The 24,455-nt window shown below is 72.3% G+C and carries 22 protein-coding genes and 1 riboswitch; of the genes, 10 read left to right on the forward strand and 12 right to left on the reverse strand.

The window, feature by feature from the left end; all coding sequences use genetic code 11:
• Positions 1-40: 40 nt before the first annotated feature.
• Positions 41-1,564, reverse strand: coding sequence for a cobyric acid synthase (locus BB334_RS12685; RefSeq protein WP_068808844.1), 1,524 nt, complete (start codon positions 1,562-1,564; stop codon positions 41-43).
• A 101-nt stretch (positions 1,565-1,665) separates the two neighbouring features.
• On the opposite strand from BB334_RS12685, the gene cbiB reads away from it, so the two are divergent.
• The 4 genes from cbiB to BB334_RS12705 all read left to right on the forward strand — a co-directional run bounded on the left by cbiB (position 1,666) and on the right by BB334_RS12705 (position 5,651).
• Positions 1,666-2,613, forward strand: a complete 948-nt coding sequence (gene cbiB / locus BB334_RS12690; RefSeq protein ID WP_068808845.1) for an adenosylcobinamide-phosphate synthase CbiB — start codon at positions 1,666-1,668, stop codon at positions 2,611-2,613.
• On the forward strand, positions 2,606-3,622 hold the full coding sequence (gene cobD, locus BB334_RS12695) for a threonine-phosphate decarboxylase CobD (protein ID WP_068808846.1): 1,017 nt from the start codon (positions 2,606-2,608) through the stop codon (positions 3,620-3,622). The genes cbiB and cobD overlap by 8 nt, the downstream gene beginning before the upstream one ends.
• Positions 3,623-3,651: 29 nt before the next feature.
• A complete protein-coding gene (locus BB334_RS12700; protein ID WP_068808947.1) occupies positions 3,652-4,533 on the forward strand; it encodes a cobalamin-binding protein in 882 nt (293 codons plus the stop codon).
• 86 nt (positions 4,534-4,619) lie between these two features.
• Positions 4,620-5,651 carry an MBL fold metallo-hydrolase gene (locus BB334_RS12705; RefSeq protein WP_068808847.1) on the forward strand — a complete coding sequence of 344 codons (1,032 nt, stop codon included), beginning with the start codon at positions 4,620-4,622 and terminating at the stop codon, positions 5,649-5,651.
• Between the two features lie 31 nt (positions 5,652-5,682).
• Here the strand turns inward: BB334_RS12705 and BB334_RS12710 are convergent, their stop codons facing one another.
• A complete protein-coding gene (locus tag BB334_RS12710) occupies positions 5,683-6,798 on the reverse strand; it encodes a M48 family metallopeptidase (protein WP_108722504.1) in 1,116 nt (371 codons plus the stop codon).
• 332 nt (positions 6,799-7,130) lie between these two features.
• Here BB334_RS12710 and BB334_RS12715 point away from each other — a divergent pair, with 332 nt between their 5' ends.
• Positions 7,131-8,708, forward strand: a complete 1,578-nt coding sequence (locus BB334_RS12715) for a DEAD/DEAH box helicase (RefSeq protein WP_068808849.1) — start codon at positions 7,131-7,133, stop codon at positions 8,706-8,708.
• Between the two features lie 171 nt (positions 8,709-8,879).
• On the opposite strand, the gene bluB is transcribed toward BB334_RS12715, so the two are convergent.
• Complete coding sequence (bluB, locus tag BB334_RS12720) at positions 8,880-9,569, reverse strand: 5,6-dimethylbenzimidazole synthase (protein ID WP_068808850.1); 690 nt, start codon at positions 9,567-9,569, stop codon at positions 8,880-8,882.
• 199 nt (positions 9,570-9,768) lie between these two features.
• On the opposite strand from bluB, the gene BB334_RS12725 reads away from it, so the two are divergent.
• Positions 9,769-10,896, forward strand: coding sequence for an enoyl-CoA hydratase/isomerase family protein (locus BB334_RS12725; RefSeq protein ID WP_068808851.1), 1,128 nt, complete (start codon positions 9,769-9,771; stop codon positions 10,894-10,896).
• A gap of 88 nt (positions 10,897-10,984) precedes the next feature.
• Positions 10,985-12,283: an acetyl-CoA hydrolase/transferase family protein gene (locus BB334_RS12730; protein WP_068808852.1), complete on the forward strand. Its 1,299-nt coding sequence runs from the start codon at positions 10,985-10,987 to the stop codon at positions 12,281-12,283.
• 43 nt (positions 12,284-12,326) lie between these two features.
• On the opposite strand, the gene BB334_RS12735 is transcribed toward BB334_RS12730, so the two are convergent.
• The 9 genes from BB334_RS12735 to BB334_RS12775 form a co-directional block, all read right to left on the reverse strand.
• A complete protein-coding gene (locus tag BB334_RS12735) occupies positions 12,327-12,761 on the reverse strand; it encodes a CBS domain-containing protein (RefSeq protein WP_068808853.1) in 435 nt (144 codons plus the stop codon).
• A 251-nt stretch (positions 12,762-13,012) separates the two neighbouring features.
• Positions 13,013-13,873 (reverse strand): archaetidylserine decarboxylase, encoded by an 861-nt coding sequence (gene asd / locus BB334_RS12740; protein WP_068808854.1) that lies wholly within the window; start codon positions 13,871-13,873, stop codon positions 13,013-13,015.
• Between the two features lie 386 nt (positions 13,874-14,259).
• On the reverse strand, positions 14,260-15,546 hold the full coding sequence (locus BB334_RS12745; RefSeq protein WP_068808855.1) for a cobyrinate a,c-diamide synthase: 1,287 nt from the start codon (positions 15,544-15,546) through the stop codon (positions 14,260-14,262).
• A gap of 171 nt (positions 15,547-15,717) precedes the next feature.
• Positions 15,718-16,566 carry a uroporphyrinogen-III C-methyltransferase gene (gene cobA / locus BB334_RS12750; protein ID WP_068808856.1) on the reverse strand — a complete coding sequence of 283 codons (849 nt, stop codon included), beginning with the start codon at positions 16,564-16,566 and terminating at the stop codon, positions 15,718-15,720.
• 2 nt (positions 16,567-16,568) lie between these two features.
• Complete coding sequence (gene cobO / locus BB334_RS12755; RefSeq protein WP_068808857.1) at positions 16,569-17,210, reverse strand: cob(I)yrinic acid a,c-diamide adenosyltransferase; 642 nt, start codon at positions 17,208-17,210, stop codon at positions 16,569-16,571.
• A complete protein-coding gene (locus tag BB334_RS12760; RefSeq protein ID WP_083200418.1) occupies positions 17,207-18,028 on the reverse strand; it encodes an ABC transporter substrate-binding protein in 822 nt (273 codons plus the stop codon). The genes cobO and BB334_RS12760 overlap by 4 nt, the downstream gene beginning before the upstream one ends.
• Positions 18,029-18,032: 4 nt before the next feature.
• Positions 18,033-18,839, reverse strand: a complete 807-nt coding sequence (locus BB334_RS12765; protein ID WP_068808858.1) for an ABC transporter ATP-binding protein — start codon at positions 18,837-18,839, stop codon at positions 18,033-18,035.
• Positions 18,836-19,816: a FecCD family ABC transporter permease gene (locus BB334_RS12770; protein ID WP_068808859.1), complete on the reverse strand. Its 981-nt coding sequence runs from the start codon at positions 19,814-19,816 to the stop codon at positions 18,836-18,838. The genes BB334_RS12765 and BB334_RS12770 overlap by 4 nt, the downstream gene beginning before the upstream one ends.
• A 40-nt stretch (positions 19,817-19,856) precedes the next feature.
• Entirely contained in the window at positions 19,857-21,704 is a 1,848-nt protein-coding gene (locus BB334_RS12775; protein ID WP_068808860.1) for a TonB-dependent receptor domain-containing protein, read from the reverse strand.
• 132 nt (positions 21,705-21,836) lie between these two features.
• Positions 21,837-22,063, reverse strand: a riboswitch (cobalamin riboswitch).
• A 148-nt stretch (positions 22,064-22,211) separates the two neighbouring features.
• Here BB334_RS12775 and cobU point away from each other — a divergent pair.
• From cobU to cobT, 3 genes are read left to right on the forward strand one after another with little or no spacing between them, the layout of a single operon-like run.
• Positions 22,212-22,760: a bifunctional adenosylcobinamide kinase/adenosylcobinamide-phosphate guanylyltransferase gene (gene cobU / locus BB334_RS12780; RefSeq protein ID WP_083200434.1), complete on the forward strand. Its 549-nt coding sequence runs from the start codon at positions 22,212-22,214 to the stop codon at positions 22,758-22,760.
• Between the two features lie 33 nt (positions 22,761-22,793).
• On the forward strand, positions 22,794-23,420 hold the full coding sequence (locus tag BB334_RS12785) for a Uma2 family endonuclease (protein ID WP_068808862.1): 627 nt from the start codon (positions 22,794-22,796) through the stop codon (positions 23,418-23,420).
• Positions 23,417-24,454, forward strand: coding sequence for a nicotinate-nucleotide--dimethylbenzimidazole phosphoribosyltransferase (gene cobT / locus BB334_RS12790; RefSeq protein ID WP_068808863.1), 1,038 nt, complete (start codon positions 23,417-23,419; stop codon positions 24,452-24,454). The genes BB334_RS12785 and cobT overlap by 4 nt, the downstream gene beginning before the upstream one ends.
• The last annotated feature ends 1 nt before the right edge of the window (position 24,455 follow it).

Raw genomic sequence — 24,455 nt, forward strand, 5'->3', positions numbered from 1 at the left:
GGCGAGGCTTCGGCGCCGTGCGGGCGCTGCGCATCTTTCTTCATCGCGTTCGTTCCTTGGCGTGCCGTTGCGCCGGCAGGCCGGCGCCGAAGAGGGCGGCGAGATCGAGGTGCGACTCCACCGCGTCGGCGAGACGGTCGAGATCGGCCTCGCGCCGCGCCGCGAGATCGACCCGTGCGGTCGCCGCGAGCCCCGCCCACGCCAGCAACGCGGCGAGCGCTTCGGGCGCGTCGAAGAGCCCGTGCAGGTAGCTGCCGAGGATCTGGCCGTCCGCCGACAGCACCCCTTCCGGCCGCATCCGTCCCGCGGCGTCGACCAGCTCGAGCGCCGGGCGTTCCAGCGCCGGCCCGGTGGAGACGCCCATGTGGATCTCGTACCCCGCCACCTTCGCCCCTTCGTGCCCCGGCTCCGCGGTGCACAGCCGGCCGCGGACGTTCTCCAGCCGCTTGTCGGCGGCGAGCACGGTGTCGAGTTCGAGCAGACAGAGACCGTCCGCCTCGCCCGGGTCGCCTTCCACGCCGAGCGGGTCGGCGATCCTGCAGCCGAGCATCTGGTAGCCGCCGCAGATGCCGAGCAGCTTGCCGCCGTAGCGCAGATGGCGGCGGATCGCCGCCTCCCAGCCCTGCTCGCGCAGCCAGGCGAGGTCGGCCCGCACGCTCTTCGAGCCCGGCAGCACGATCAGGTCGGCGGGCGGAATCGTCTGCCCCGGCCCGACCCAGCGAAAATCCACCTGCGGATGCAGGCGCAGCGCGTCCATGTCGGTGTGGTTGGCGATGCGCGGCAGCACCGGCGCGATCACCCGCAGCGCGCCCTCACCCGCATCCACGTCGGCCGCGCCGTCGGCGAGCGCGTCCTCCGCGTCGAGGAAGAGCCCGTGCAGGTAGGGCAGCACGCCGAACACCGGCTTGCCCGTGCGCGCCTCGAGCCAGTCGAGGCCGGACTGCAGCAGCCCGAGGTCGCCGCGGAAGCGGTTGATGACGAAGCCGCGCACGCGCGCCTGCTCGCTCGGCGACAGCAGCGCGAGGGTGCCCACGAGGTGAGCGAACACCCCGCCGCGATCGATGTCGGCGACCAGCACCACCGGCACGTCGACAAGCTCGGCGAAGCCCATGTTGGCGATGTCGCGGTCGCGCAGGTTGATCTCCGCCGGGCTGCCCGCGCCCTCGACCAGCACCGCCTCGTAGCCGGCGCACAGGCGGCCCCAGCTCTGCATCACCGCCGCCATCGCGGTCGGCTTGTAGTCGTGGTAGTCGCGCGCCGACAGGCTGGCGACGGCGCGGCCGTGGATGATGACCTGGGCGCCGATGTCGGTGGCCGGCTTGAGCAGCACCGGGTTGAAGTCGGTATGCGGCGCCACCCCGGCGGCGAGCGCCTGCAGCGCCTGGGCACGGCCGATCTCGCCGCCGTCGACCGTCACCGCCGAATTGAGCGCCATGTTCTGCGGCTTGAAGGGCGCGACGCGCAGGCCGCGGCGTCTGAGCGCACGGGCAAGCCCGGCGACGAGCGTGCTCTTGCCAGCATCCGAGGTGGTGCCCTGCACCATCAGCGTCAGGGAAGGAGTCATATGTCGTAAAATCGCGGCTTCGATCGCAAAGCGCGCAATTATCGCCGATCCGGCGGCCGCGACTGCGACCTTCGATTCCTTCAGCCCCCAGGGAGCACGACTTGCTCAGCACCACCGCCGCCCTCGTCCTCAAGCTCGCTGCCGGCCTGCTCGCCGACCGCCTGTTCGGCGAGCCGCGCCGTTTCCATCCGCTGATCGGCTTCGGTCGCTGGGCGCAGGCGATCGAGGCGCTGGTGCGCCGGTTCGGCGCCGGCCGCGCCGCAGGGGCGCTCGCCTGGCTGCTCGCGGTGGCCCCCTGGCTGGGGCTGGCGCTCGCACTGCGCGCCGCCCATCCGCTCGCGCACTGGCCGATCGACATCGCGTTGCTGTGGTTCGCGCTCGGCGGGCGCAGCCTCGTCGACCATGCGGAAGCGATCGCCGCGCCGCTCGCCGCCGGCGATCTCGCCACCGCGCGCGAACGCGCGGGCCGCATCGTGAGCCGCGACACGAGCGCGCTCGACGCCGCCGGGGTGGCCCGCGCCGGCACCGAGTCGGTGCTCGAGAACGGCAACGATGCGGTGTTCGGCGCGCTGTTCTGGTTCCTCCTCGGCGGCGGCGCGGGCGCCCTGCTGTTCCGCCTGGCCAACACCCTCGACGCGATGTGGGGCTACCGCACACCGCGCTACCTCGCCTTCGGCTGGGCTGCAGCCCGCCTCGACGACCTCCTCAACCTGGTGCCGGCACGGTTGACCGCGCTCACCTATGCGCTGCTCGGTCGCCGCCGCCTCGCCTTCGCCTGCTGGCGGCGCCAGGCCGGCGCCTGGGACAGCCCCAACGCCGGGCCGGTGATGGCGGCCGGGGCCGGCGCACTCGGCGTCAGCCTCGGCGGCGCGGCGCGCTATCACGGTCGCGAGGAACTCCGCCCCCACCTCGGCTCGGGGCCGCCGCCGGACGCCTGCTCGATCCGCGCCGCGATCGCCCTCGTGCGCAACGGCGTGCTGCTGTGGCTGGGCCTGGCCTCGGCAGTCGCGCTCGCCCTGCCGCTGCTGACCGGAGCCGGTGGTGCTTGAGCACGGCGGCCGCCTGCGCGAGGCCGCAACGCGCTTCCGGATCCCGCTCGCCGACTGGCTCGATCTTTCAACCGGGATCGCCCCCGAGCCCTATCCGGTGCCGCCCCTGCCCGCTCACTGCTGGCACCGCCTGCCGGAGGAGAACGACGGCCTCGAGGCCGCCGCGGCGGCCTACTACGGCAGCGCCGAACTGCTGCCGGTCCCCGGTTCGCAGGCGGCGATCCAGGCCTTGCCCGCCCTGCTGCCGGGCCGCCGGGTGAGCCTGCTCGCGCCCGCCTATGCCGAGCACGCCCACGCCTGGCGCACCCGCGCGCCGCGCCTTTGTTCCGCGGACGCGCTCGATGCGGCGGTGGCACAGAGCGACGTCGTCGTCCTCGTGAATCCGAACAACCCCACCGGCGCCGCCTTCAGCCGTACGCAACTGCTCGACTGGCACGCCCGGCTGGCCGCGCGCGGCGGCTGGCTGGTGGTCGACGAGGCCTTCATCGACGCCGACCCGGTCGCCACCCTGGTGGCGCGCGCCGGCACCCCCGGCCTGGTCGTACTGCGCTCGCTCGGCAAGTTCTTCGGCCTCGCCGGTGCCCGCGTCGGCTTCGTCTTCGCGCCCGCCGCGCTGCGTCGCCGGCTCGCCGAGCAGCTCGGCCCCTGGCCGCTCGGCGGTCCCGCCCGCGAGGCTGCACGCATCGCCCTCGCCGACAGCGCCTGGCAGGCGACGCAGCGCACGCGGCTGCGGACCGACGGCGCCCGGCTCGCCCGCCTGCTCGCCGAGGCGGGGCTCGGCCCGGCGGCCGGCCCGGCGCTCTTCAAGTGGGTGGCCGATCCGCGCGCGGCACGGCTGCACGCCGCCCTCGCCCGCCGCGGCGTGCTGGTGCGCCTGTTCGACGCGCCCGCCAGCCTGCGCTTCGGGTTGCCGCCCGACGCCGCGGACTGGCGCCGCCTGGAGGACGCGCTCGCCGCCGCGCTCGCCGAATGCACCCCGACCCGCCCGACTCTCGGGAGCCTCGCATGACGACCCGCCGCGCCGTCCTCGTTCGCGCCATGGCACTGGCCCTGCTCGCCGGGCCGCTCCTCAGCCCGTCGGCGGTGCGCGCCGAAATCGAGATCCTCGATGACACCGGACGCAGCCTGCGCCTGGCCGCACCGGCGCAGCGCATCGTCAGCCTCGCCCCGCACGTCACCGAGCTGCTGTTCGCCGCCGGCGCGGGCGGCCAGGTGGTCGGCGTGGTGGAGTACAGCGACCATCCGCCGCAAGCGCGCGATCTGCCCAGGGTCGGGGGCTACAGCCAGGTCGACCTCGAGGCGGTGGCGGCGCTCGCCCCCGACCTCGTGATCGGCTGGCAGAGCGGCAACCGCGAGGCCCACCTCGCGCGCCTCGGCGCACTCGGCATCGCGGTGTATCTCAACGAGCCGCGCAGTCTCGATGACGTCGCCCGCAGCCTCGAACAGCTCGGCCGCCTCGCCGGCACCTCGGCAGCGGCCGATGCTGCGGCGCGCGAATTCCGCGCCCGGCGCGACGCGCTCGCCGCCCGCTACCGCGAACGTCCGCCGGTGCGCACCTTCTACCAGATCTGGGACCAGCCGCTGATGACGGTCAACGACCGCCACCTGATCGCCGACGTGATCCGCCTGTGCGGCGGACGCAACGTGTTCGGCGAACTTCCCGCGCTGGCGCCGCGCATCGGCGAGGAAGCGGTGCTCGCCGCCGACCCGGAGGCGATCGTCGCCAGCGGCATGGGCGAGGCGCGGCCCGAATGGCTCGACCGCTGGGCGCGCTGGCCCGCACTCGCCGCGGTACGGGCGGGCAACCTGTTCTTCGTCCCGCCCGACCTGATCCAGCGTCACACGCCGCGCATCCTCGACGGTGCCGAGCGCCTGTGCGCCCAGCTCGAGACCGCGCGCGAACGACGCGGACGGCGCTGACGCGGCGATCGCCCATGCCATGTCGAGCGGCGGGATCGATCAGATTTGTTTAACATGCCATTTCCCGTCCGCGCGGAGACCTCGCCATGTCCCGACTGCCCCATCGCGCTTCCCGCCGCCAATTCCTCAAGCTCGGCCTCGGCGCCGGCGCCGTGCTCGGCCTCGCCGCGGCCGGTCCCGACATCCTCGCCTTCGCCAGCGATGTGAGCGATTTCATCCGCGGCCCGGCCGTGCCCGACGTCGCCCCCACCCAGCTCTCGGAGCATGTCTGGATGATCTGGTCGAAGGACGGCTTCCCGACCCCGGAGAACCAGGGAATGATGAGCAACATCACCTTCGTCGTCAGCGAGAAGGGGGTGGTGATGCTCGATCCGGGCGGTTCGGTACAGATCGGCGAAATGGCGCTGCGCATGATCCGCACCGTCACCGACAAGCCGGTGGTGGCGATCTTCAACAGCCACTACCACGGCGACCACTGGCTGGGAAACCACGCCTTCGAGGATGCCTACGGCAAGGAACTGCCGATCTACGCCCATCCGCTCAGCAAGCGCGAGATCGAGGGCGTGCAGGGCAGCATGTGGCACAGCATGATGGAGCGCTGGACCAACCAGGCCACCGCCGGCACCCGCATCGTCGCGCCCAACCGCACCGTGGAGCATGGCGCCGAACTCGATTTCGGCGACGTCACCCTGCGCGTGCATCACTACGGCCCGGCCCACACCCCGGGCGACATCGCGATCCAGGTGGTGGAGGACGAGCTGACGCACGTCGGCGACGTCGCCATGGACCGTCGCATCGCCAACATGGACGACGGCACCTACGTCGGCACCTTCCGCTTCTACGACGAGCTGGAAAAGAACGCCAGCTCCCGCATCTGGGTCCCCGGCCACGGCCATCCGAGCGACCAGGTGCTGGCGTGGAATCGCGAGCTGTTCGAAGGCATCTACGGGAACTGCCTGAAGGCGGTCGAGGACGGCAGCACGATGGAGGAAGCGCGCGAGATGGTGCTCGCCGACCCGCGCGTGGCCGGCAAGGCGGCCGACACGGCGGGCTTCGAGTCCAACATCGGCAAGTACGTCAGCATCGCCTATCTGGAAGCGGAGCGGGAAGCCTTCTGAAGGATCGCAGGCGCGGCGTTCAGGGCGCGCGTCACGGCGCCAGCGAAGGTCGTTCCCGGGCCTGCGTCGCGCAGCGCCTGCGGCAGGAGCAGATCGAGGTCCACCACTCGCGATCGAAGACCCAGGCCAGCGCCGGCAGCAGCGGGCCGAAGTAGTGGTCGGCCGCCGAGGGTTCGCTGTCCGGCGAGGCCCGGAAGGGCACCCTGAGCGCACGCAGCCGATGGTGCAGGCCGGGATGCAGGCCGTGCAGGCCTTCGCCGAGTTCACGCTCGCGCAGGCGCTCCACCGCCGCCTTCTCGCGCAGGAAGCCGGCGGCCATGCCGAGCCCCATCTCGCGGAAGGGCCGGATCGCCGGCTTCGGTCGCTGGTCGCTGTGTGCCTCGACCATCGGCCAGTAGTCGTGCTGCAGGAAATGCGCCTTGAGGCCGACCTCGAGCAGGGTCTGACCGAGCAGGCGGCGCCCGACGAGGCCTCCGGCACAGTAGTCCGCCTCGTACTCCTCGAGGCGGGACAGGCGCAGCAGGTCGTGGCACAGCCGGCGCAGCGGCGCGCGTGCGATCCGCTCGACCACCGGCACCCCCTCGCAGACGCCGTCGAGCACCCGCATCCACAGGCTGCGCAGATGAGCGCCGAGCCCCCCGTAGCCGCTGCGCTGGAGGGCGAGATGGGCGAATTCGTGCGCCAGCACCGCGGCGAGCTGGGGCCGCGACACGCTGTGCACCAGGGGCAGGCCGAGGACGAGCTCGGCCTCGAGCGGACCGCATATGCCCCAGCGCGGGCGCTGGATCACCGCGGCGTTGATCTCGCTGCCGATCCAGACGCGAGACACCGGCTGTGCGCCGATGCAGCGCGCGATCTGATCGAGGAGCAGGAAGAAGTCGGGCGCGGCTTCGCGCGGCAGGCGTACGCCCGCGGGCGCGGGCGCCGGCGCCACGATCAGGCGCAACAGGAACAGCGCGGGGAGGCCGAGGCCGAGCACGATCGCAGCCCAGGGCAGGACGTCGAGCGCCATGCCGGCGCCGAAGGCCTCGCGCGCCTGCAGCAGGGCGAACGCCGCGCCGACGAGCAGCGTCAGGGAAAATCCCGTCACCGCGGCGAGGCCGGCCAGCGCGGACCACGCGAGACGCTGCGCGAGCGTCGAGCGCAAACGCGAAATCCTTGCAGCACGTACGGTATTCGGCATGATCTCTCCCGGCAGCCGTGGGGACCGCGGACTATACCCTGCGCAACCGTATGTCGATATTGCACGAAGGCGCTATGCGGTTTTTCACGCTCGAGCCCAAGATCCCGACCAAACGCGGCAAATACCTCGCCATCGCCGCTCGAAGCGGCTATAGTCCGGGACGCTGCGTCCCTGACCAATCAGGCGCCGCGCCTCCTGCAACGATTCCTCCAGCCGCCTGCCGGCCCGAATCCACTCCGCACGTCTCGATTGGTGCCGCTCGCTCGCGACCGGCAGACGCTGCCGAACACAATCTAATGACCCAAGACATCGATTTCGCCAGCCTCGGGCTGGCAGACACCCTGCTGCGCGCCGTTTCCGAAGCGGGTTATACCCAGCCGACGCCGATCCAGGCCCAGGCCATCCCGCAGGTGCTCGCCGGCGGCGACCTCCTGGCCGCCGCCCAGACCGGCACCGGCAAGACCGCCGGCTTCACCTTGCCGGTGCTGCACCAGCTGGCCCAGACCCACGCCCATCCCCACCCGCCCGGCCGCCCGCGCTGCCTGATCCTGACCCCGACCCGCGAACTCGCCGCCCAGGTCGAGGAGTCGGTGAAAACCTACGGCAAATACGTGCCGCTGACTTCCCTCGTGATGTTCGGTGGGGTCAACATCAACCCGCAGATCGCCGCGCTGAAGAAGCGGGTCGACATCCTCGTCGCCACCCCGGGGCGCCTGCTCGACCACGTTGGCCAGCGCACGCTCGACCTCTCCGGCGTCGAGATCCTGGTGCTCGACGAAGCCGACCGCATGCTCGACATGGGCTTCATCCGCGACATCCGCAAGATCCTTGCGCTGCTGCCGAAGAAGCGCCAGAACCTGCTGTTCTCGGCGACCTTCTCGGACGAGATCCGCGAGCTCGCCCACGGCCTGCTGCACGATCCGCGCACCGTCGAGGTGGCGCCGCGCAACACCACGGCCGAGCGGGTTGACCAGGCGGTCTACATGGTCGGCCAGAAGCACAAGCGCGAACTGCTCGCCCACCTGATCAAGGAAAAGCAGTGGTTCCAGGCGCTGGTGTTCACCCGCACCAAGCACGGCGCCAACAAGCTCGCCGAGTACCTGAGCAAGCACGACATCCCCGCCGCCGCCATCCACGGCAACAAGAGCCAGGCGGCGCGCACCCGGGCGTTGGCCGAGTTCAAGGACGGCTCGCTGCCGGTGCTGGTCGCGACCGACATCGCCGCGCGCGGCCTGGACATCGACCAGCTGCCGCAGGTGGTCAACTTCGAGCTGCCGAACGTGCCGGAGGACTATGTGCACCGCATCGGCCGCACCGGCCGCGCCGGTGCCGCCGGCCATGCGATCTCGCTGGTCGACGGCGAAGAGATCAAGCTGCTGACCGCGATCGAGCGCCTGACCCGGCGCAAGATCGATCGCGCGACCGCCGAGGATTTCGTGCCGAGCGCGAACGCCGAGCGTGCGCACGATGAGGACCACCGTCGCGAGCCGATGCCCCGCCGCGGTTCGCACAATGGCGGCGGACGCAACGGCAGCGCCCGCCAACCCGCGGCCGCCGCCGGCCGCCAGGCCGAGCGGCAGGCGCCGCGCAGCCCCGCCCACGCCAAGCCCGGCGCCCGGCCGCAGCCGCGCGCGCGCGGTGAAGTCGACGGCAACCGTGCGCCGCGCGCGGGCGAGCGCCCCGAGGTGGACGGCAACCGCGCCCCGCAGAGCAGGCCCGAGGTCGATGGCAACCGCATCGTCGCCGAGCGCCGGCCTGATGTGGACGGCAACCGCGCCCCGGCCAGCCGCCGCCCCGCCGGCTACGGCCAGGGCCGCCGCCAGGGCGCGCCGCGTGCCGCGCTGTTCGCCGCCAAGCCGGGCGGCAACCGCTAAAGCGCCCGCCCTGGGGGCAGCCCCGGTAGGAGCCCTGCCCCCAGGGCGATAGCGACCGTAAATCGCCTGAACGACCACCGTTGATCGCGCAGAGAGCTGCGCTCCTACGGTGCCTGCGGCAGGCGCAGCCCCGGTAGGAGCCCTGCCCCCAGGGCGATAGCGGCGTCTGGCCTATCGTCGATCGGCCTCGCCCGCCGGCCAGGTGTTTTCCGCCAGCACCGCCGACATCGGCATGCGCTCGGCCCATTGCTCGAGCTCGAGCATCGGTTTCGGGTAGAAGGCCTCGACGTGGCCGATGCACAGCACCGCCACCGGTTTCGCCCCCGGCGGCATCGCCAGCAGCGCGGCGAGTTCGGCCGGATCGAAGATCGATACCCAGCCCAGACCGAGCCCCTCCGCGCGCGCAGCGAGCCACATGTTCTCGATCGCGCACGCCACCGAGGCGAGATCCATCTCGGGCAGGGTGCGGCGACCGAAGACGTGGCGCTCGCGGCCCTCGGCGAGCGCCACGACAAGCAGCTCGCCCGCCTCCAGCACGCCCTCGACCTTCAGCTTCATGAACTCGTCCTCGCGCTCGCCGAGGGCGCGCGCGGTGGCGATCCGTTCTTCCTCCACCAGCGCATGGATGCGTTCGCGCAACGCGCGCGAGCTCACCCGGATGAAGCGCCAGGGCTGCATGAAGCCGACGCTCGGCGCCTGATGCGCCGCCCACAACAGGCGCTGCAGCAGCGCGGGATCGACCGCATCGGGGAGGAAGTGGCGCATGTCGCGCCGCTCGGCGATCGCACGGTACACCGCCTCGCGATCGGCGGGCGGGAAGGCGTGCGGCGAGCGCGCGGGTTCGGCTTGCGGGTCGGACATGGTCGGCAGGGACGGGAATGATCGGGACCCCGCATTCTACGCGACCCCTGCCGCCGCCCCCGCGCGCGGTAAGCGCGGTGAACGCCGCGATCAGCACGGTACCGCGGCGTTCGCCGCTGCTACCGGGGAGGCTGCGGGGTTCGCCTTCAGGGCGGATATCGGCAAGAATCACCGTTTTTCCGTACCGATGGAGCCTCCGATGAGCGACTGCGTGATCCTGCGCGAATTTTCCACCGCCTGCGGCCGGCGCTTCGGCCATGCGACGCTGAACGCGCCGGCCAGCCTCAACGCGCTCTCGCTCGAGATGATCGACCGCCTCGCGCCCCGGCTCGACGCCTGGGCGGCCGACCCCGGAATCGTCGGCGTGGTGCTCGACGGCGCCGGCGACAAGGCCTTCTGCGCCGGCGGCGACGTGCGCTCCCTCCACCGTGCGATCCGCGCCGCGCACGAGGCGGGCGAGACCGTCGCGCCGCCGCCGGTGCGCGCCTTCTTCGAGCACGAGTACCGGCTCGACTACCGAATCCACACCTACCCGAAACCGCTGCTGTGCTGGGGCCACGGCATCGTCATGGGCGGCGGGCTGGGCCTGATGGCGGGCGCCTCGCACCGGGTGGTCACGCCGCAGACGCGGATCGCGATGCCCGAGATCGCGATCGGCCTCTATCCCGATGTCGGCGGCAGCTGGTTCCTGCGCCGCATGCCGGGCCACGGCGGCCTCTTCCTCGCCCTCACCGGCGCGGCGATCGGCGCCGCCGATGCGCGCTTCGCCGGCCTCGCGGACTTCGTCCTCGCCCACGAGGACAAGTCCGCGGTGCTCGCCGCACTCGCCGACAGCCGATGGCGCGGCGAGGCCGAAGACGACCGCATCCGACTCGGTGCCCTGCTCGAGGCACGCACGCTGCGCGCCGGCGTGCCGCCGTCGACGCTGCGCCGCCATTTCGACCGCGTCGAGGAAGTGATCGCCCACGACGGCCTGCACCGCCTCGCGCCGCGGCTGCGCGCGCTCGCGGACGACCCCGACCCCTGGCTCGCCGCCGCCGGCGCCGGCTTCGCGGCCGGCGCACCGAGCTCGGCGGTGCTGTGTCACGCGATCTGGCAGCGGGTGCCGCGGCTGTCGCTCGCCGAGGTCTTCCGCCTCGAATACCGCCTCTCGCTCACCGGCACGATGCAGCCGGATTTCGCCGAGGGCGTGCGCGCGCTGCTGGTCGACAAGGACCGCCGCCCGCGCTGGCGCCACGCCGCGATCGACGCGGTGCCCGCGGACTACCTCGACCGCCTGCTGGACGCCTGCGTGCCCCACCCGCACCCGCTCGCCGACCTCGACTGAGGCCCCGGCCTCCATACGCGACGGTATGGGGAACGGGCTATACTGAGCCTTCCCCCTCCCCCTCCACTCCAGATCAGGAAGAAGCAAAGTGAGCAATCTGCAAGAACTCTACGCGGCCCGTCGCATGAGCGCTGCCGACGCCGCCGCCCAGGTGCGCGACGGCGACACGATCGTCGTCCCCACCGGCGTCGGTGAGCCGCCCGCTCTGCTCGAGGCGCTGTCGGCGCGCCGCCACGAACTCAACGACGTCGCGGTGAGCCAGATCCTGCCGCTGCGCAAGTTCGCCTACTTCGACCCCGCGACCCGCGCCAACGTGCGCCACGACGCCTACTTCTTCGGCGGCGCCAACCGCGCCGGCGGGCAGGCCGGCTGGGTCGATTTCGTGCCGGCCTATTTCTCCGAACTGCCGATGCTGATCGAGCGCGGCCTGAGCCCGGCCGACGTCGTCATGTCGATGGCCTCGCCGATGGACGAGCACGGCTACTTCGCCCTCTCGCTCGCGCCCGACTACACGATGGCGGCGGTGCGCAAGGCGCGCGTGGTCCTGCTCGAAGTCAATCCGGAGGTGCCCTTCGCCTACGGCGACTGCCATGTGCACATCTCGCAGGTCGCCGGACTGGTCGAGAGCGATGCCCCCCTGTTCGAGGTCGGCATGCCCGAGATCGGCGAGGTGCAACGCGCGATCGGCGGCTTCGTCGCCGACCTCATCGAGGACGGCTCGACGCTGCAGATCGGTTACGGCGGCATTCCCGACGCGGTGGTGAGCCAGCTCCAGCACAAGAAGGATCTCGGCATCCACACCGAGATGATCGGCGACGGCATCCTGTCGCTGATCGAGGCGGGCGCGGTCAACAACAGCCGCAAGGGCTTCATGCGCGGCAAGACGATCGCCACCTTCGCCCTCGGCTCGCGCCGGCTCTACCGCCACCTGCACCGCAACCCGGCGCTCGAGATGCACCCGGTGGAGCTGGTCAACGACCCCTACGTCGCGGCGCGCAACGACAAGCTGTGCGCGATCAACGCCACCCTGCAGATCGACCTCATCGGCCAGTGCGGCTCGGAGAGCCTCGGCCCCAGCCCCTACTCGGGCACCGGCGGCCAGGTGGACTTCATCCGCGCCGCCAACCGCTCGAAGGACGGCAAGGGCTTCATCGTGCTGCCCTCGACCGCGAAGAACGGCAGCGTGTCGCGCATCGCGCCGATGCTCACGCCCGGCACCCACGTCACCACCAGCAAGAACGACGTCAACTACGTCGTGACCGAGTACGGCGTCGCCCAGCTGCGCGGCAAGACCGCGAAGCAGCGCGCCGAGGCGCTGATCGCGATCGCGCATCCCGACTTCCGCGCCGAGCTGCGCGCGGCGGCGCAGGCGATCAGGCTGCTGTAAGCCACTGCCGGCGGCGGGCGCGCGGCCTGCCGCCGGCTGCGCCTCAGAGGATGACGGTGATCTCCTCGCGCCGCACCAGCTCGGCACCGAAGTCGAGCGCGTCGAGCGCGAGCGCATCGCGCGCGCTCACCACGCCGAGCGGCCGGCGATTGCGATCGACCACCGGAATGTGGCGATAGCCGCCTTCGTACATCAGGTGCAGCGCATGGCCGAAGGGCTTGTCGGCGCCCAGGGTCTGCGGGTTGTGGGTCATCACCGCGCCGATCGGGGTGGCGTCGGGGTCGAGGCCGGCGGCGAGCACGCGAAAGCTGGCGTCGCGTTCGGTGAAGATTCCGGTGAGCACCCCGTGCTCGGTGACCAGCGCGGCGCTGCGGTTCAATGCCAGCATGCGGCGGCTGACTTCGCGCACCGGCACGTCCGAGGACACGCAGACGAACTCGCGCTCGGCGATCACTTCTTTCAGCGGACGGGTAGGCATGGTCTGTCTCCTGATCTTTCTGATTGGATGGCACCTTCCTTCAAGCTCGAATCGTGCCAGGGCGAGCCCGGAGCCGGCCAACGGCCGCTTTCCGGGCTCAAGCCCCTGTTCTACCGGGAGAATCTTTCAGGAGAGTGACGTGCGGATGACGTCGTCGGGGCGTCCGCGCAAAGCCCTTCGTGCCCCGCCGACGTGCATCGCGCCCCGCGGCCGCACAGCGACGGTGCGTCCGCGCCGTTCGGACCGCCCGCTCAGGCCTGCCCGGCCGCCCGCAACACCGCCATCGCCTCGCCCATGCGCACCGGCCGGCCCGGCTGCCAGTCGCCCGCGAAGCGCAGCAGGTGGCGCGGGAAGAGCATCACCACGGTGGAGCCGAGCAGGAAGCGTCCCATCTCCTCGCCCTGCCCGAGCGCGACCTCCCCCGCCGCGTAGGCCCATTCGCGCGCCACCGCGTGGCGCGGCGGATTGACCACGCCGTGCCACACCGTCGCCATGCTGCCGACGATGGTGGCACCGACCAGCACCATCACGAAGGGACCATGGGCGCCCTCGAACACGCACACCACGCGCTCGTTGCGGGCGAACAGTCCGGGCACGCCGCGCGCGGTGGCGGGATTGACCGAGTAGAGCTCGCCCGGCACGTGGATCATCCGCCGCAGCTCGCCGTCGCAGGGCATGTGGATGCGGTGGTAGTCACGCGGGCTGAGGTAGAGGGTGGCGAAGTCGCCGTCCTCGAACTGCGCCGCGAGCGCGGCGTCGCCACCGACGAGCGCGGTGGTCGAGTAGAAATGGCCCTTGGCCTGGAAGATCTGGTCGTGCTCGATCGGCCCGAGCTGGCTGATCGCGCCATCGACCGGCGACACGAAGGCCGCCTGCGCCAGCGGGCGCGCGCCCTCGCGCAGCGCGCGGGTGAAGAACTCGTTGAAGCTCGGGTAGCCCGCGGGATCCGGATTCGCCGCCTCGGCCATGTTCACCCCGTAGCGCCGCACGAACCAGCGGATCACCGCGGTGGTCGCCGCGCCCGCCCGCCGACCGGCGAGCCCCCCCAGGAATTCGGTGAGCGCGCGCTTGGGCAGCAGGTGTTGAAGGGCGAGGGCAAGGCGATCGGACACGGCGAAATTCCAGCACAGATAATCGACAGATTATAACGGGCGCCGGCCGCAGGCACCGTACAAGCCCTGCCCCCGCCCACCTCCGGTAGGCGCCCTGCCCCCAGGGCGATAACAGCCGCATCGCCCGCACAACCGCCGTTGATCGCGCAGAGGGCTGCGCTCCTACGGTGCCTGTGGCGTCGGCCTTTCCGGGGTAGGAGCCCTGCCCCCAGGGCGATAACAGCCGCATCGCCCGCACAACCGCCGTTGATCGCGCAGAGGGCTGCGCTCCTGCGGTGCCTGTGGCGTCGGCCTTTCCGGGGTAGGAGCCCTGCCCCCAGGGCGATCACGGTCGCGACGCGCCGACGGCCGCCGCTACCGGCGCGGGCCATCGCGCTCCGCCACCCTCACGCCAGCAAGGCCGCCACCGCCGCCGGGTTCGACGGAAACCAGAAGTGCACGTAGGAGGCGGTGAGGCGGCCGACGCGGTAGATCGCCTCGCCCTCGCCGCCGTCCAGGCGGCGGGCGCGCAGCAGCGGCGCGAGCGCAGTCTCGGTGCGCGAGTAGTGGAAGGTGTGGCCCGTCAGCCGGCCTTCCGGCAGCTCCGCCGCCTGCAGGCCGAGCGCGACCAGCCGCGACTGCATCCGCGCCCGCCCCGGCAGCAGACCGGCGCCGGGATGCTCGACGCCGTCGCGGTCGACGATCGCCTCGAGCAGGCTCATCAGCCCGCCGCACTCGGCCAGCATCGGCTTGCCCGCCTCTAGGTGCGCGCGCAGGCCGCGCTGGAACCAGGTGTTGGCGGCGAGCCGCTCCACATGCAGCTCGGGGTAACCGCCGGGCAGCCAGAGCGCGTCGCACACCGGCAGCACCTCGCCCGCGAGCGGCGAGAAGAACACCGTCTCGGCACCGAGCGCGTGCAGGGTGTCGACATTGGCCGGATAGATGAAGCCGTAGGCGGCGTCGCGCGCAATCGCCACCCGTCGTCCGGCGAGCAGCGGCGGAATCCGCGGCGCCGCCACCGCGGGGAAGTCCACCGCGGCCGGCAGCGCGGCGGCACCGGTAGCGGCGAGCATGTCGGCGAGGCGGTCGAGCCGGGCCTCGAGATCCGCGATCTCGGCCGCCTGCAGCAGGCCGAGGGGGCGCTCCGGCAGGGCGGCATCGTCATCACCCGTGATCGCGCCGAACCAGCGCATGCCGTCGGGAAGGGCGGCGCGCAACATGTCGGCGTGGCCGGTGCCGGCGACGCGGTTGGCGAGCGCGCCGGCGAAGGGCAGGCCCGTGCGGTAACTCGCCAGGCCGTGGGCGAGCGCGCCGAAGGTCTGCGCCATCGCTGCGGCGTCGATCACCGCCATCACCGGGATGCCGAAGCGGCAGGCGATGTCGGCGCCCGAGGGCGAGCCGTCGAAGAGGCCCATCACCCCCTCGACCAGGATCAGGTCGGCCTCGCGCGCCGCGCGGTGCAGGCGCCAGCCGATGTCGGCTTCGCCGCACATGCCGAGATCGACGTTGTGCACCGGGGCGCCGCTGGCGGCGGCGAGGATCTGCGGATCGAGAAAGTCCGGCCCGCACTTGAACACCCGCACCCGCCGCCCCAAGCGGACGTGCAGGCGCGCGAGCGCGGCGGTGACGGTGGTCTTGCCCTGGCCGGAGGATGGCGCGGCGATGAAGAGCGCGGGACAGCGGATGGTCGTCATGCGATGGGGCGGAAGTCCGAATGCCGTTGAAGGAAGGGTAGCAGCCGTTCATCGCGCACAGGAGTGCGCTCCTAACGTGCCTGCGATTGACGCTCCCCCGTAGGCGCCCTGCCCCCAGGGCGATAGCGGCCGTCATTGCCAGCGCCACCGCCGGCACACGCGCCCTTGCAGTCAGCCCGGCTTGCGCGGATGCACTGCGGCGCAGCCGGCGTGGGGCAGCGGACCGCCCTCGGCGGGCGCCTCGGCCTGGAACCAGGCCAGGCGCGGATAGAGCCCGACCACCTCGCCGACCACGGTGAGCGCCGGCGGCCGCACCCCTGCCTCGCGCACGCGCGCGCCGAGGGTGGCGAGATCGGCCGCCACCACCCGCTGCGCGTGGGTCGTGCCGCGCTCGATCACCGCCGCCGGCGTGCTCGCGGGCAGGCCGTGGGCGACGAAGGCGGCGCAGATCTCGGCGAGGCGGGACACGCCCATGTAGATCACCACCGTCTGATGGGGCCGCGCGAGCATCTCCCAGTCGAGATCGAGCGCGCCGTTCTTCAGGAAACCGGTGGTGAACACCACCGATTGCGCGCGCTCGCGGTGGGTCAGCGGAATGCCGGCGTAGGCGGCGACGCCGGCGGCGGCGGTTACCCCGGGCACCACCTCCACGGTGTGGCCGGCGTCGAGCAGCGCCTCCATCTCCTCGCCGCCGCGACCGAAGATGAAGGGGTCGCCGCCCTTGAGCCGCACCACCCGCTTGCCCTCACCCGCCAGCTTCACCAGCAGGGCGTTGATCTCGGCCTGCGGCAGGGTGTGGTCGGCCGCCTTCTTGCCGACGTAGATGCGCTCGGCCTGCGCCGGCGCGAGCTCGACGATGGCGGGGCTGACGAGGTTGTCGTACACGACGACGTCGGCGCCGGCGATCAGGCGCAGGCCGCGCAGGGTGAACAGCTCGGGGTCGCCCGGCCCGGCGCCGACCAGGTAGACGCGTCCGGGCAGCGGGCCCGGGCGATGGATGGCGAGGTCGGGCAGAGTCATGGCTACCACTCCATGCCGGGCATCGCCTTCACCCCGGCGGCGAAGGCATGCTTAACCGGCGTCATGTCGGTGACGGTGTCGGCGGCGGCGACCAGCGCCGCCGGCGCGGCGCGGCCGGTGACGACCACATGCTGCAGCGGCGGGCGCGCCAGCAGATCGGCCACCACCCGCTCGACATCGAGATAGCGGTACTTTAGCGCGATATTGAGCTCGTCCAGCACGACCAGGCCGATTTCCGGGTCGCGCAGCAGGGCCTGCGCCTGCGCCCAGCCCGCCTCCGCGGTGGCGACGTCGCGCGCGCGGTCCTGGGTCTCCCAGGTGAAGCCCTCGCCCATCACGTGCCAGGCCACGCCGGGCTGGCGACGGAAAAAGGCCTCCTCGCCGGTGTCCGAGCGGCCCTTGATGAACTGCACCACGCCCACCTTCATGCCGTGGCCGAGCGCGCGCGCCACCAGCCCGAAGCCGGCCGAGGACTTGCCCTTGCCGTTGCCGGTATTGACCAGCAGCACGCCGCGCTCGCCCTGGGCGGCGGCGATCTTGTCGTCGACCACCGCCTTCTTGCGCGCCATGCGCTCGGCGTGGCGGGTATCGCGCGCGCCTTCGGCGGCGTTTCCCCGTTCTCCGTGTCCTGACTTTTCGTTCATCGTTTCATCTGCTCCGCGAGTGCGTTGAGGCCGGCGACCAGGCCGGACCCGGGATGGAAGAAGCTGCTGCCCTCGAGGCCGACCAGTTCCACCGGCAGCAGGCCGAGCTCGGCGCTGCACTGCTCGGCGCTCTCGGGCGTCAGCGAGAACACGATCTCGGGCGCGAAGCGCTCGACCGCCGCGGCGATCGAATCGATCTCCTCGCCCGGGCGCAGGTGGCGGATGCGCTCGACGCTCTCGACCACGTCGAAGCCGGCATGGACGAAGGCGTCGCCGACCACGTGGCCGCGACCGAAGGAGTACGGCTGGCCGGAGCAGGCCGAGATCACCAGCGCGCGCCGGCCCTCGCCGCCCACCGCGGCCGCGGCGGCGCGCCAGTCGCGGGCGAAGGCGGCGAGCCTGGCCTCGGCGTCCGGCGCGGCGCTCGCCTCGGCGAGGCTGCGCAGCATCGCCTCGACGTCGGCCACCGAGCGGAAGCCGTCGACGCGCAGCGCGCGGGTGGCGGGCGGCAGGCTCTTCGCCACGGCGCCGGCCTCGGTCCAGTTGGAGGTCACGAACAGCTCGGGCTCGAGCAGCGCGATCGCCTCGGCGTCCGGGTCCATCACCCCGCCGGTGCGCGGCAGTTCGGGGCGCAGGCGATCGTAGCGCGAGACGCCGACGATGCAGTCGCCGCGGCCGAGCCACTCGAGCGCCAGGGTGAGATAGGGCGACTGGCTGACGATGCGCGGGCAGTCGGCGGCGAAAGCGGTCGGCGCCCCGCCGAGCAGGAGGGAGAACAAGAAGCCGCCGAGCAGGCGCTGGAGGGAGGAGATTTTCATGCTGTCAGTCCGGAAGGAAGGTGACGCGGCCGTCGAACTCGAAGCGGCGCAGCGGATGGCCGAAGGCCTGGCTCAGCAGGTCGGCGCGCAGCACCGCGTCGCGTTCGCCGGCGACCACGCCGCCGCGGCCGTCGAGCAGGATCACCTGGTCGGCATAGCGCGCGGCGAGATTGATGTCGTGCAGCACCATCACCGCGCCACGGCCGGGGGCGGCTTCGTCCGCGGCCGGTGCGCGGCACAGGCCGCGGAAGAGCTCGAGCACCGCGATCTGGTAATGCAGGTCGAGATGGTTGGTCGGCTCGTCGAGCAGGAACAGCTTGGGCGCCTGGGCGAGCAAGGCGGCGATCGCCACCCGCTGGCGCTCGCCGCCCGAGAGGGTGAGCAGGTCGCGCTGCTCGAAGCCGGCGAGGCCGACGTCGGCGAGCGCGCGGCGGGCGATGGCGAGGTCCTCGCCGCCCTCCCAGCCCCAGCGCCCGAGGTGGGGATGGCGGCCGATGAGCACCGTCTCCAGCACCCTGGCGGCGAAGTGGTCGGGCTGCTGCTGCGCGAGCAGGCCGCGAAAGCGCGCCGCCGCGAGCGCGGGCCAGCCGGCGTAGGGCAGGCCGCCGAGGCGCACCTCGCCCACCGTCGGCTCGCGCAGGCCGGCCAGGGTGTGCAGCAGCGTGCTCTTGCCGGCGCCGTTCGGCCCGAGCAGGGCGAGGCACTCGCCGGGCGCGAGCTCGAGGCTGAACTCGCAGCACAGCCAGCGCTCGCCGACGCGCAGCGCGAGGCGCTCGGCCTCGAGCAGCGGCGGGCCGTCGGCCGCGCTCACCGCGGATGCCTCGCGAGCAGGAAGAGGAACACCGGCACGCCGATCAGCGCGGTGAGCACGCCCACCGGCAGCTGCTGCGGCGCGATCACGGTGCGCGCGGCGGTGTCGGCCACGGTGAGCAGGATGCCGCCGGCCAGCGTCGCCGCCGGCAGCAGCAGGCGCTGGTCGTTGCCGAGCGCGAGCCGCACCAGATGGGGCACGATCAGGCCGACGAAGCCGACCGAGCCGACCAGGGTCACCGCGGCCGCGGTCAGCAGCGAGGCGAGCAGGTAGAGCGCGCGGCGCAGGCCCGCCACCCGCACGCCGAGCGCGCGCGCGGTGAGCTCGCCGCGCGCGAGCACGTTGAGGTCGCGCGCGAAGGGCAGCAGCAGCGCCAGCCCCGCCGCCAGCACCACCAGCGCCGGCCACGGCCGCGCCGCACCGCTGGCGTCGCCCATCAGCCAGAACAGCATCGACTGCACCCGCACGTCGGGCGCGAGCGCCAGCATCAGGGTGGTCGCCGCGCCGCAGCCGGCGGCGACGATCACGCCGGTGAGCAGCAGCCGGGTCTGCGTCCAGCTGCCGTCGCCGTGCGCCAGGCCGAACACCAGCAGCATCGCCGCCAGCGCCCCGCCGAAGGCTGCGGTGTCGATCACCCACGCCGCCGCCCCCGCGGTGATCGCCCCAAGCGCGCCCACCGCCGCCCCGCCCGAGATGCCGAGGATGTAGGGATCGGCGAGCGGGTTGCGCAGCAGCACCTGCATCAGCGCGCCGGCGAGCGCGAGCAGGCCGCCGCAGACGAAGGTCGCCACCGCGCGCGGCAGGCGCAGCTCGCGCACGATCTGCGCCTTCATGCCCTCACCGCCACCGAAGGCCGCGGCCAGCGCGTCGGCGAGCGAGACCGGGAGCTCGCCGGCGGCGAGCGCCCACATCAGCGCTGCGGCGCCGGCCAGGGCCAGCGCCGGTAGCACGAGCAGGGGGCGAAGGGTGCGGTTCATGCGGGGAGGGGACGCGGCACGGGCTCAGCCCTCGCCGTCCTCAGCGCGGCGCCCAGCGCACGCCGACGAAGACGTTGGTGCCATCGGTGTTATAGCCGCGCGCGATCTGGTAGTCCTTGTCGAGCAGGTTGTTGGCCCGCATCTCCAGCCGCCAGTCGGGCGCGACCTCGTAGTGCGCGTAGGCGTTGAGCAGGCCGTAGCCGGCGAGGCGGTCGGTGTTGGCCTCGTCCTCGTAGCGGTGGTTCGCACCGTTCCATTCCAGGCCCCAGTTCCAGGCGCCGGCGCTCTTGTCGAGGCGGGCGAAGCCGGACACCTTGGCGCGCCGCGGCAGGCGATTGCCGTCGCCGTCCTCGGCCTCGAGGTAATCGACGCCGGCCTTCAGATCATAGCCGCCGAAGCCGACCGCGTAGGCGAGTTCCACGCCCTCGAGCCGCGCGAGGCCGACGTTGGACGGGGCCCACCAGCCGGTGTCGGTCGGCGCCCAGTCGATCAGCCGCTTCACCTTGTTGTCGAAGTAGGTGACATCCACCTTGTGCAGCCCGTTGTCCCAGCCGAAGGAGAGCTCGCGGTTGAGCGCCACCTCGGGCTCGAGATTCGGGTTGCCGCTGCCCGGCCAGTAGAGGTCATTGAAGCTCGGCGCCTTGAACGCGGAGCCGATGCTGCCGCGCACGCTCCACTCGGGCGACAGCTGATAGCCGTAGCCGACGAGGCCGGTGGTCTTGTCGCCGAACTGCGAGTTGTCGTCGTGGCGGGCGTTGAGCTGCAGGCTGTGGGCGCCGAAGCGGCCGCTCCAGCCCAGCAGCACCGCATTGACATCGCGCTCGTCCTTGTCGTAGTCGGCCGTACCCTCGACCTCCTCCCGCGTGTATTCGTAGGCGGCGAGCAGCATGCCGTCGCCGAGGCGGACGTCGTTCTGCCACACGAACTGCTGCTGCGTGGTCTCGAAGCGGCTCGCCGGCGCGAAGTCGGCCTGGTCCGTCGTCTCGTCCTGGCTCTGACCGAGGCGCAGGGTGCTGGTCCAGCCGTCGCCGAGCTCATTGCGCATGTAGATGCTGGCCGACGACAACTTCTTGTCGAGGCGGGAATCGTAGAAGTCGTTGGTGTCGTACCAGTTGCGGCCGTCGGAGTAGTAGGTGTTTACGCCAACCTCATCGGCCGCGCGGAAACCGAGCGCGGCCGAGGCGGTGAGGTACTGGCTGCGGAAGCCATCGTCGTCGGCATTGAAGGACGACGCGCCGGTCCACGCGCTGACCCAGCGGGCCGGGTCGCGCTTGGCGTTGAAGCCGTCGGTCTCGTCGTGGCCGACGCCGATGCTGTAGCGCAGCCGGTCCTTGCCGCCGGCGAGCGAAGCGCTCGCCCGCACCGTGTCGTGGCTGCCGTAGCCGACGAAGAGCTCGGGATGGAAACCCTCGCGTCCCCTGCGGGTAAACACCTGGATCACGCCCCCGACCGCATCCGAGCCGTAGAGCGCGCTCGCCGGACCCCGCAGGATCTCGATGCGATCGATCGTGCCCAGCGGGATGGCCTCGAGCATCGGCTGGCCGCTGGTGGCGGAACCGACCCGCATGCCGTCGATCAGCAGCAGGGCGTGCCTGGAGCTGGTACCGCGGATGAAGACGCTGCTGCTGGAGCCGGCGCCGCCGTTGCTGCTGACCTGCACCCCGGGCTGGGTCGCGAGCAGCTCGATGATGGTGCTCTGCCCGGCGCGCTCGATCTGCTCGCGCTCGATCACCTCGACGCTGGCGAGCACTTCGTTCTCGCGCTGTGCCTGGCGGGTGGCGGTGACGACCACGGTGTCGGCGACCTTCTCCTGGGCGAAGGCGGACGGCAGGTGAAGCGGAAAGGCTGCGGCCACGGCGATCGCCACGGCACCAAGACGGATGTTCATTGTTATCGACTCCCTGCGCCACGAGCCGCGTCCCCGCGCATCGTGGCGATCTGCGATTGGACGCACCGCAGAAGAGGAGGAGCCGAACAGAGCCGAACAAACGCACCCGTCGCCGCCACCCCGCGGCACATCCGCCATTTCGCGTTCCGGCCGGTCTCCGGGCTCGTGCGCTGTACCGGCGTTGCCGGACGCGGCGGGTCGCCTTCCCGGGAAGAACTCCCAGTGGCCGTGTGACCCGCCTTGCGCGCACTTACCGTTGCGGGGGCAGCCCGGGCATTGCGGCGCTGAAGCCGCGCACCCGATTCCCGTTTAACCCTGGGCGAGAAACGCCCGCGGGCACCGATAACGCGCCGCCCCTTCCGGGGCAGTGGGGGCGGATGATACCGTACGGCCCGGAATCGTGCACGGCAGCGGAGCATCGGCGGGGTGGTCATCGCAGGCACCGTAGGAGCGCACCCCTGTGCGCGATAACGCTACATGCAGGAACTCGACAGGACACTCACGACCTTGACATGCGAACTCATCCTCGGCGGCGCGCGCTCGGGCAAGAGCGGCGAGGCCGAGCGGCGCGCGGCGGCCTCGGGGCTGGCGGTAACCGTGATCGCCACCGCCGAGGCGCTCGACGAGGAGATGGCCGCGCGCATCCGCCGCCACCGCGCCGACCGCCCCGCCGGCTGGCGCACGCTGGAAGCGCCGGTCGCGCTCGCCGACACCCTGCGCCGCGAGGCCGCGCCCGAGCGCTGCCTGATCGTCGATTGCCTGACGCTGTGGCTGTGCAACCTGCTCGCCGGCGCCGACACCCTGCCGCCCGCGGCGGACGCCGACGCGCTGCCGACCTTCCGCCGCGAGCGCGACGCGCTGCTGGCCCTCCTCCCCGAGCTGTCCGGCCGGGTGATCCTGGTCGCCAACGAGGTCGGCCTCGGCCTCGTGCCGGAGACCCCGCTCGGCCGCCTGTTCCGCGACGAGGCCGGCCGGCTCAACCAGGCGGTGGCGGCGCGCTGCGCGCGCGTGGTGTTCGTCGCCGCCGGCCTGCCGCTGGTGCTCAAGCACGGCTAAACTGAAAGTCGAACAGCCGCGGAGGACGATGCCATGGGCCTGCCAGCCGAAAAGCACGCGATGAAACTGGATGAATTCCTCTCCTGGGAGGCGGAGCAGCCTGAACGCTGGGAGTTCGTCGACGGTGAGGCCTTCGCCATGGCGGGCGGCAACGATGTGCACAACACGATCGCCGGCAACACCTATATCGCCCTGCGCACCGCCCTGCGCGGCACCCGCTGCAGCGTCTTCATGACCGACGTCCGCCCGCGCCTGGCCGTGGACGACAGCCTGTTCTACCCCGACGTGTTCGTCAGCCGCAGCGAGGCCGATCGCGCCCGCCGCCAGGAGAAGGAAGACCCGGCGCTGATCGTCGAGGTGCTGTCACCCACCACCGAGGCCTACGACCGCGGCCGCAAGTTCGAGGCCTACCGCCGCTTCTCCGGCCTGCGCACGGTGCTCTTCGTGCGGCAGGACCGCCCCCAGGTCGAGTGCTACACCCGCCAGGACGACGGCGGCTGGCTGTTGAGCGAGGCGAGCGGCGACGCCGGCGCGATCGCCCTGCCCGCGGTCGGCTTCGCCCTCGCCCTCGCCGAGCTCTACCGCGACCTTCCCAACGACGCCGGCCCGAACCCCGACACCAACCCCGACATCGCGCCCGACACCACCCCCACTCAATGAATTTCGACATCGCCGCCCCCGACCGCGCCCTCGCCCCCGCCCTGCAACGGAAGATCGATCGCAAGACCAAGCCGCTCGGCGCGCTCGGCCGGCTCGAGCCGCTCGCGCTGCAGATCGGCCTGGTGCAGCAGAGCCTGACGCCCGCGCTGCGCCGGCCCCACCTCCTCGCCTTCGCCGGCGACCATGGCGCGGCGCGTGCCGGGGTGTCGGCCTACCCGCAGGACGTCACCTGGCAGATGGTGGAGAACTTCCTCGCCGGCGGCGCCGCGATCAACGTCTTCTGCCGCCAGCTCGAGATCGGCCTCACCGTGGTCGACGCCGGGGTGAACCACGACTTCGCGCCGCGTGACGGCCTGCGCGACGCCAAGATCGCGCACGGTACGGCGAACTACCTCGAACAGCCCGCGATGAGCGCCGCGGAGCGCGACGCCGCGCTCGAGCGCGGCCGTGCCATCGCCCATGCGCTCGCCGCCAACGGCCACGACGTCGTCGGCTTCGGCGAGATGGGCATCGGCAACACCGCCGCGGCCTCGCTGCTGACCCACTGCCTGGTGCCCGGCGCGGCGCTCGCCGACGTCACCGGCCGCGGCACCGGGCTGGACGAGGCCGGCGTGGCGCGCAAGCTCGGCCTGCTCCATCGCGCGCTCGCGCGCGGCGGCCGGCCGTCCGATCCGCTCGCCGCGCTCGCCGAGTACGGCGGCTTCGAGATCGCGATGATGGCGGGCGCGATGCTCGGTGCCGCGGAGCGCCGCATGCTGCTGCTGATCGACGGCTTCATCGTCACCTCCGCCCTGCTCGTGGCCCACGCGATCGCGCCGGCGATCCTGCCCTACTGCGTGTTCGCCCACCGCTCGCAGGAGCCCGGCCACCGCGTCCAGCTCGCCCATCTCGGCGCCGAGCCGCTGATGGAGCTCGACCTGCGCCTCGGCGAGGGCACCGGCGCCGCGCTCGCCTGGCCGCTGGTGCAGGCGGCGGTGAACTTCCTCAACGAGATGGCGAGCTTCGAGTCCGCGGGCGTCAGCGACAAGGCCTGAG

It is taken from the genome of Thauera phenolivorans (assembly GCF_001696715.1).
GTDB classification, from domain to species: Bacteria; Pseudomonadota; Gammaproteobacteria; order Burkholderiales; family Rhodocyclaceae; genus Thauera; species Thauera phenolivorans.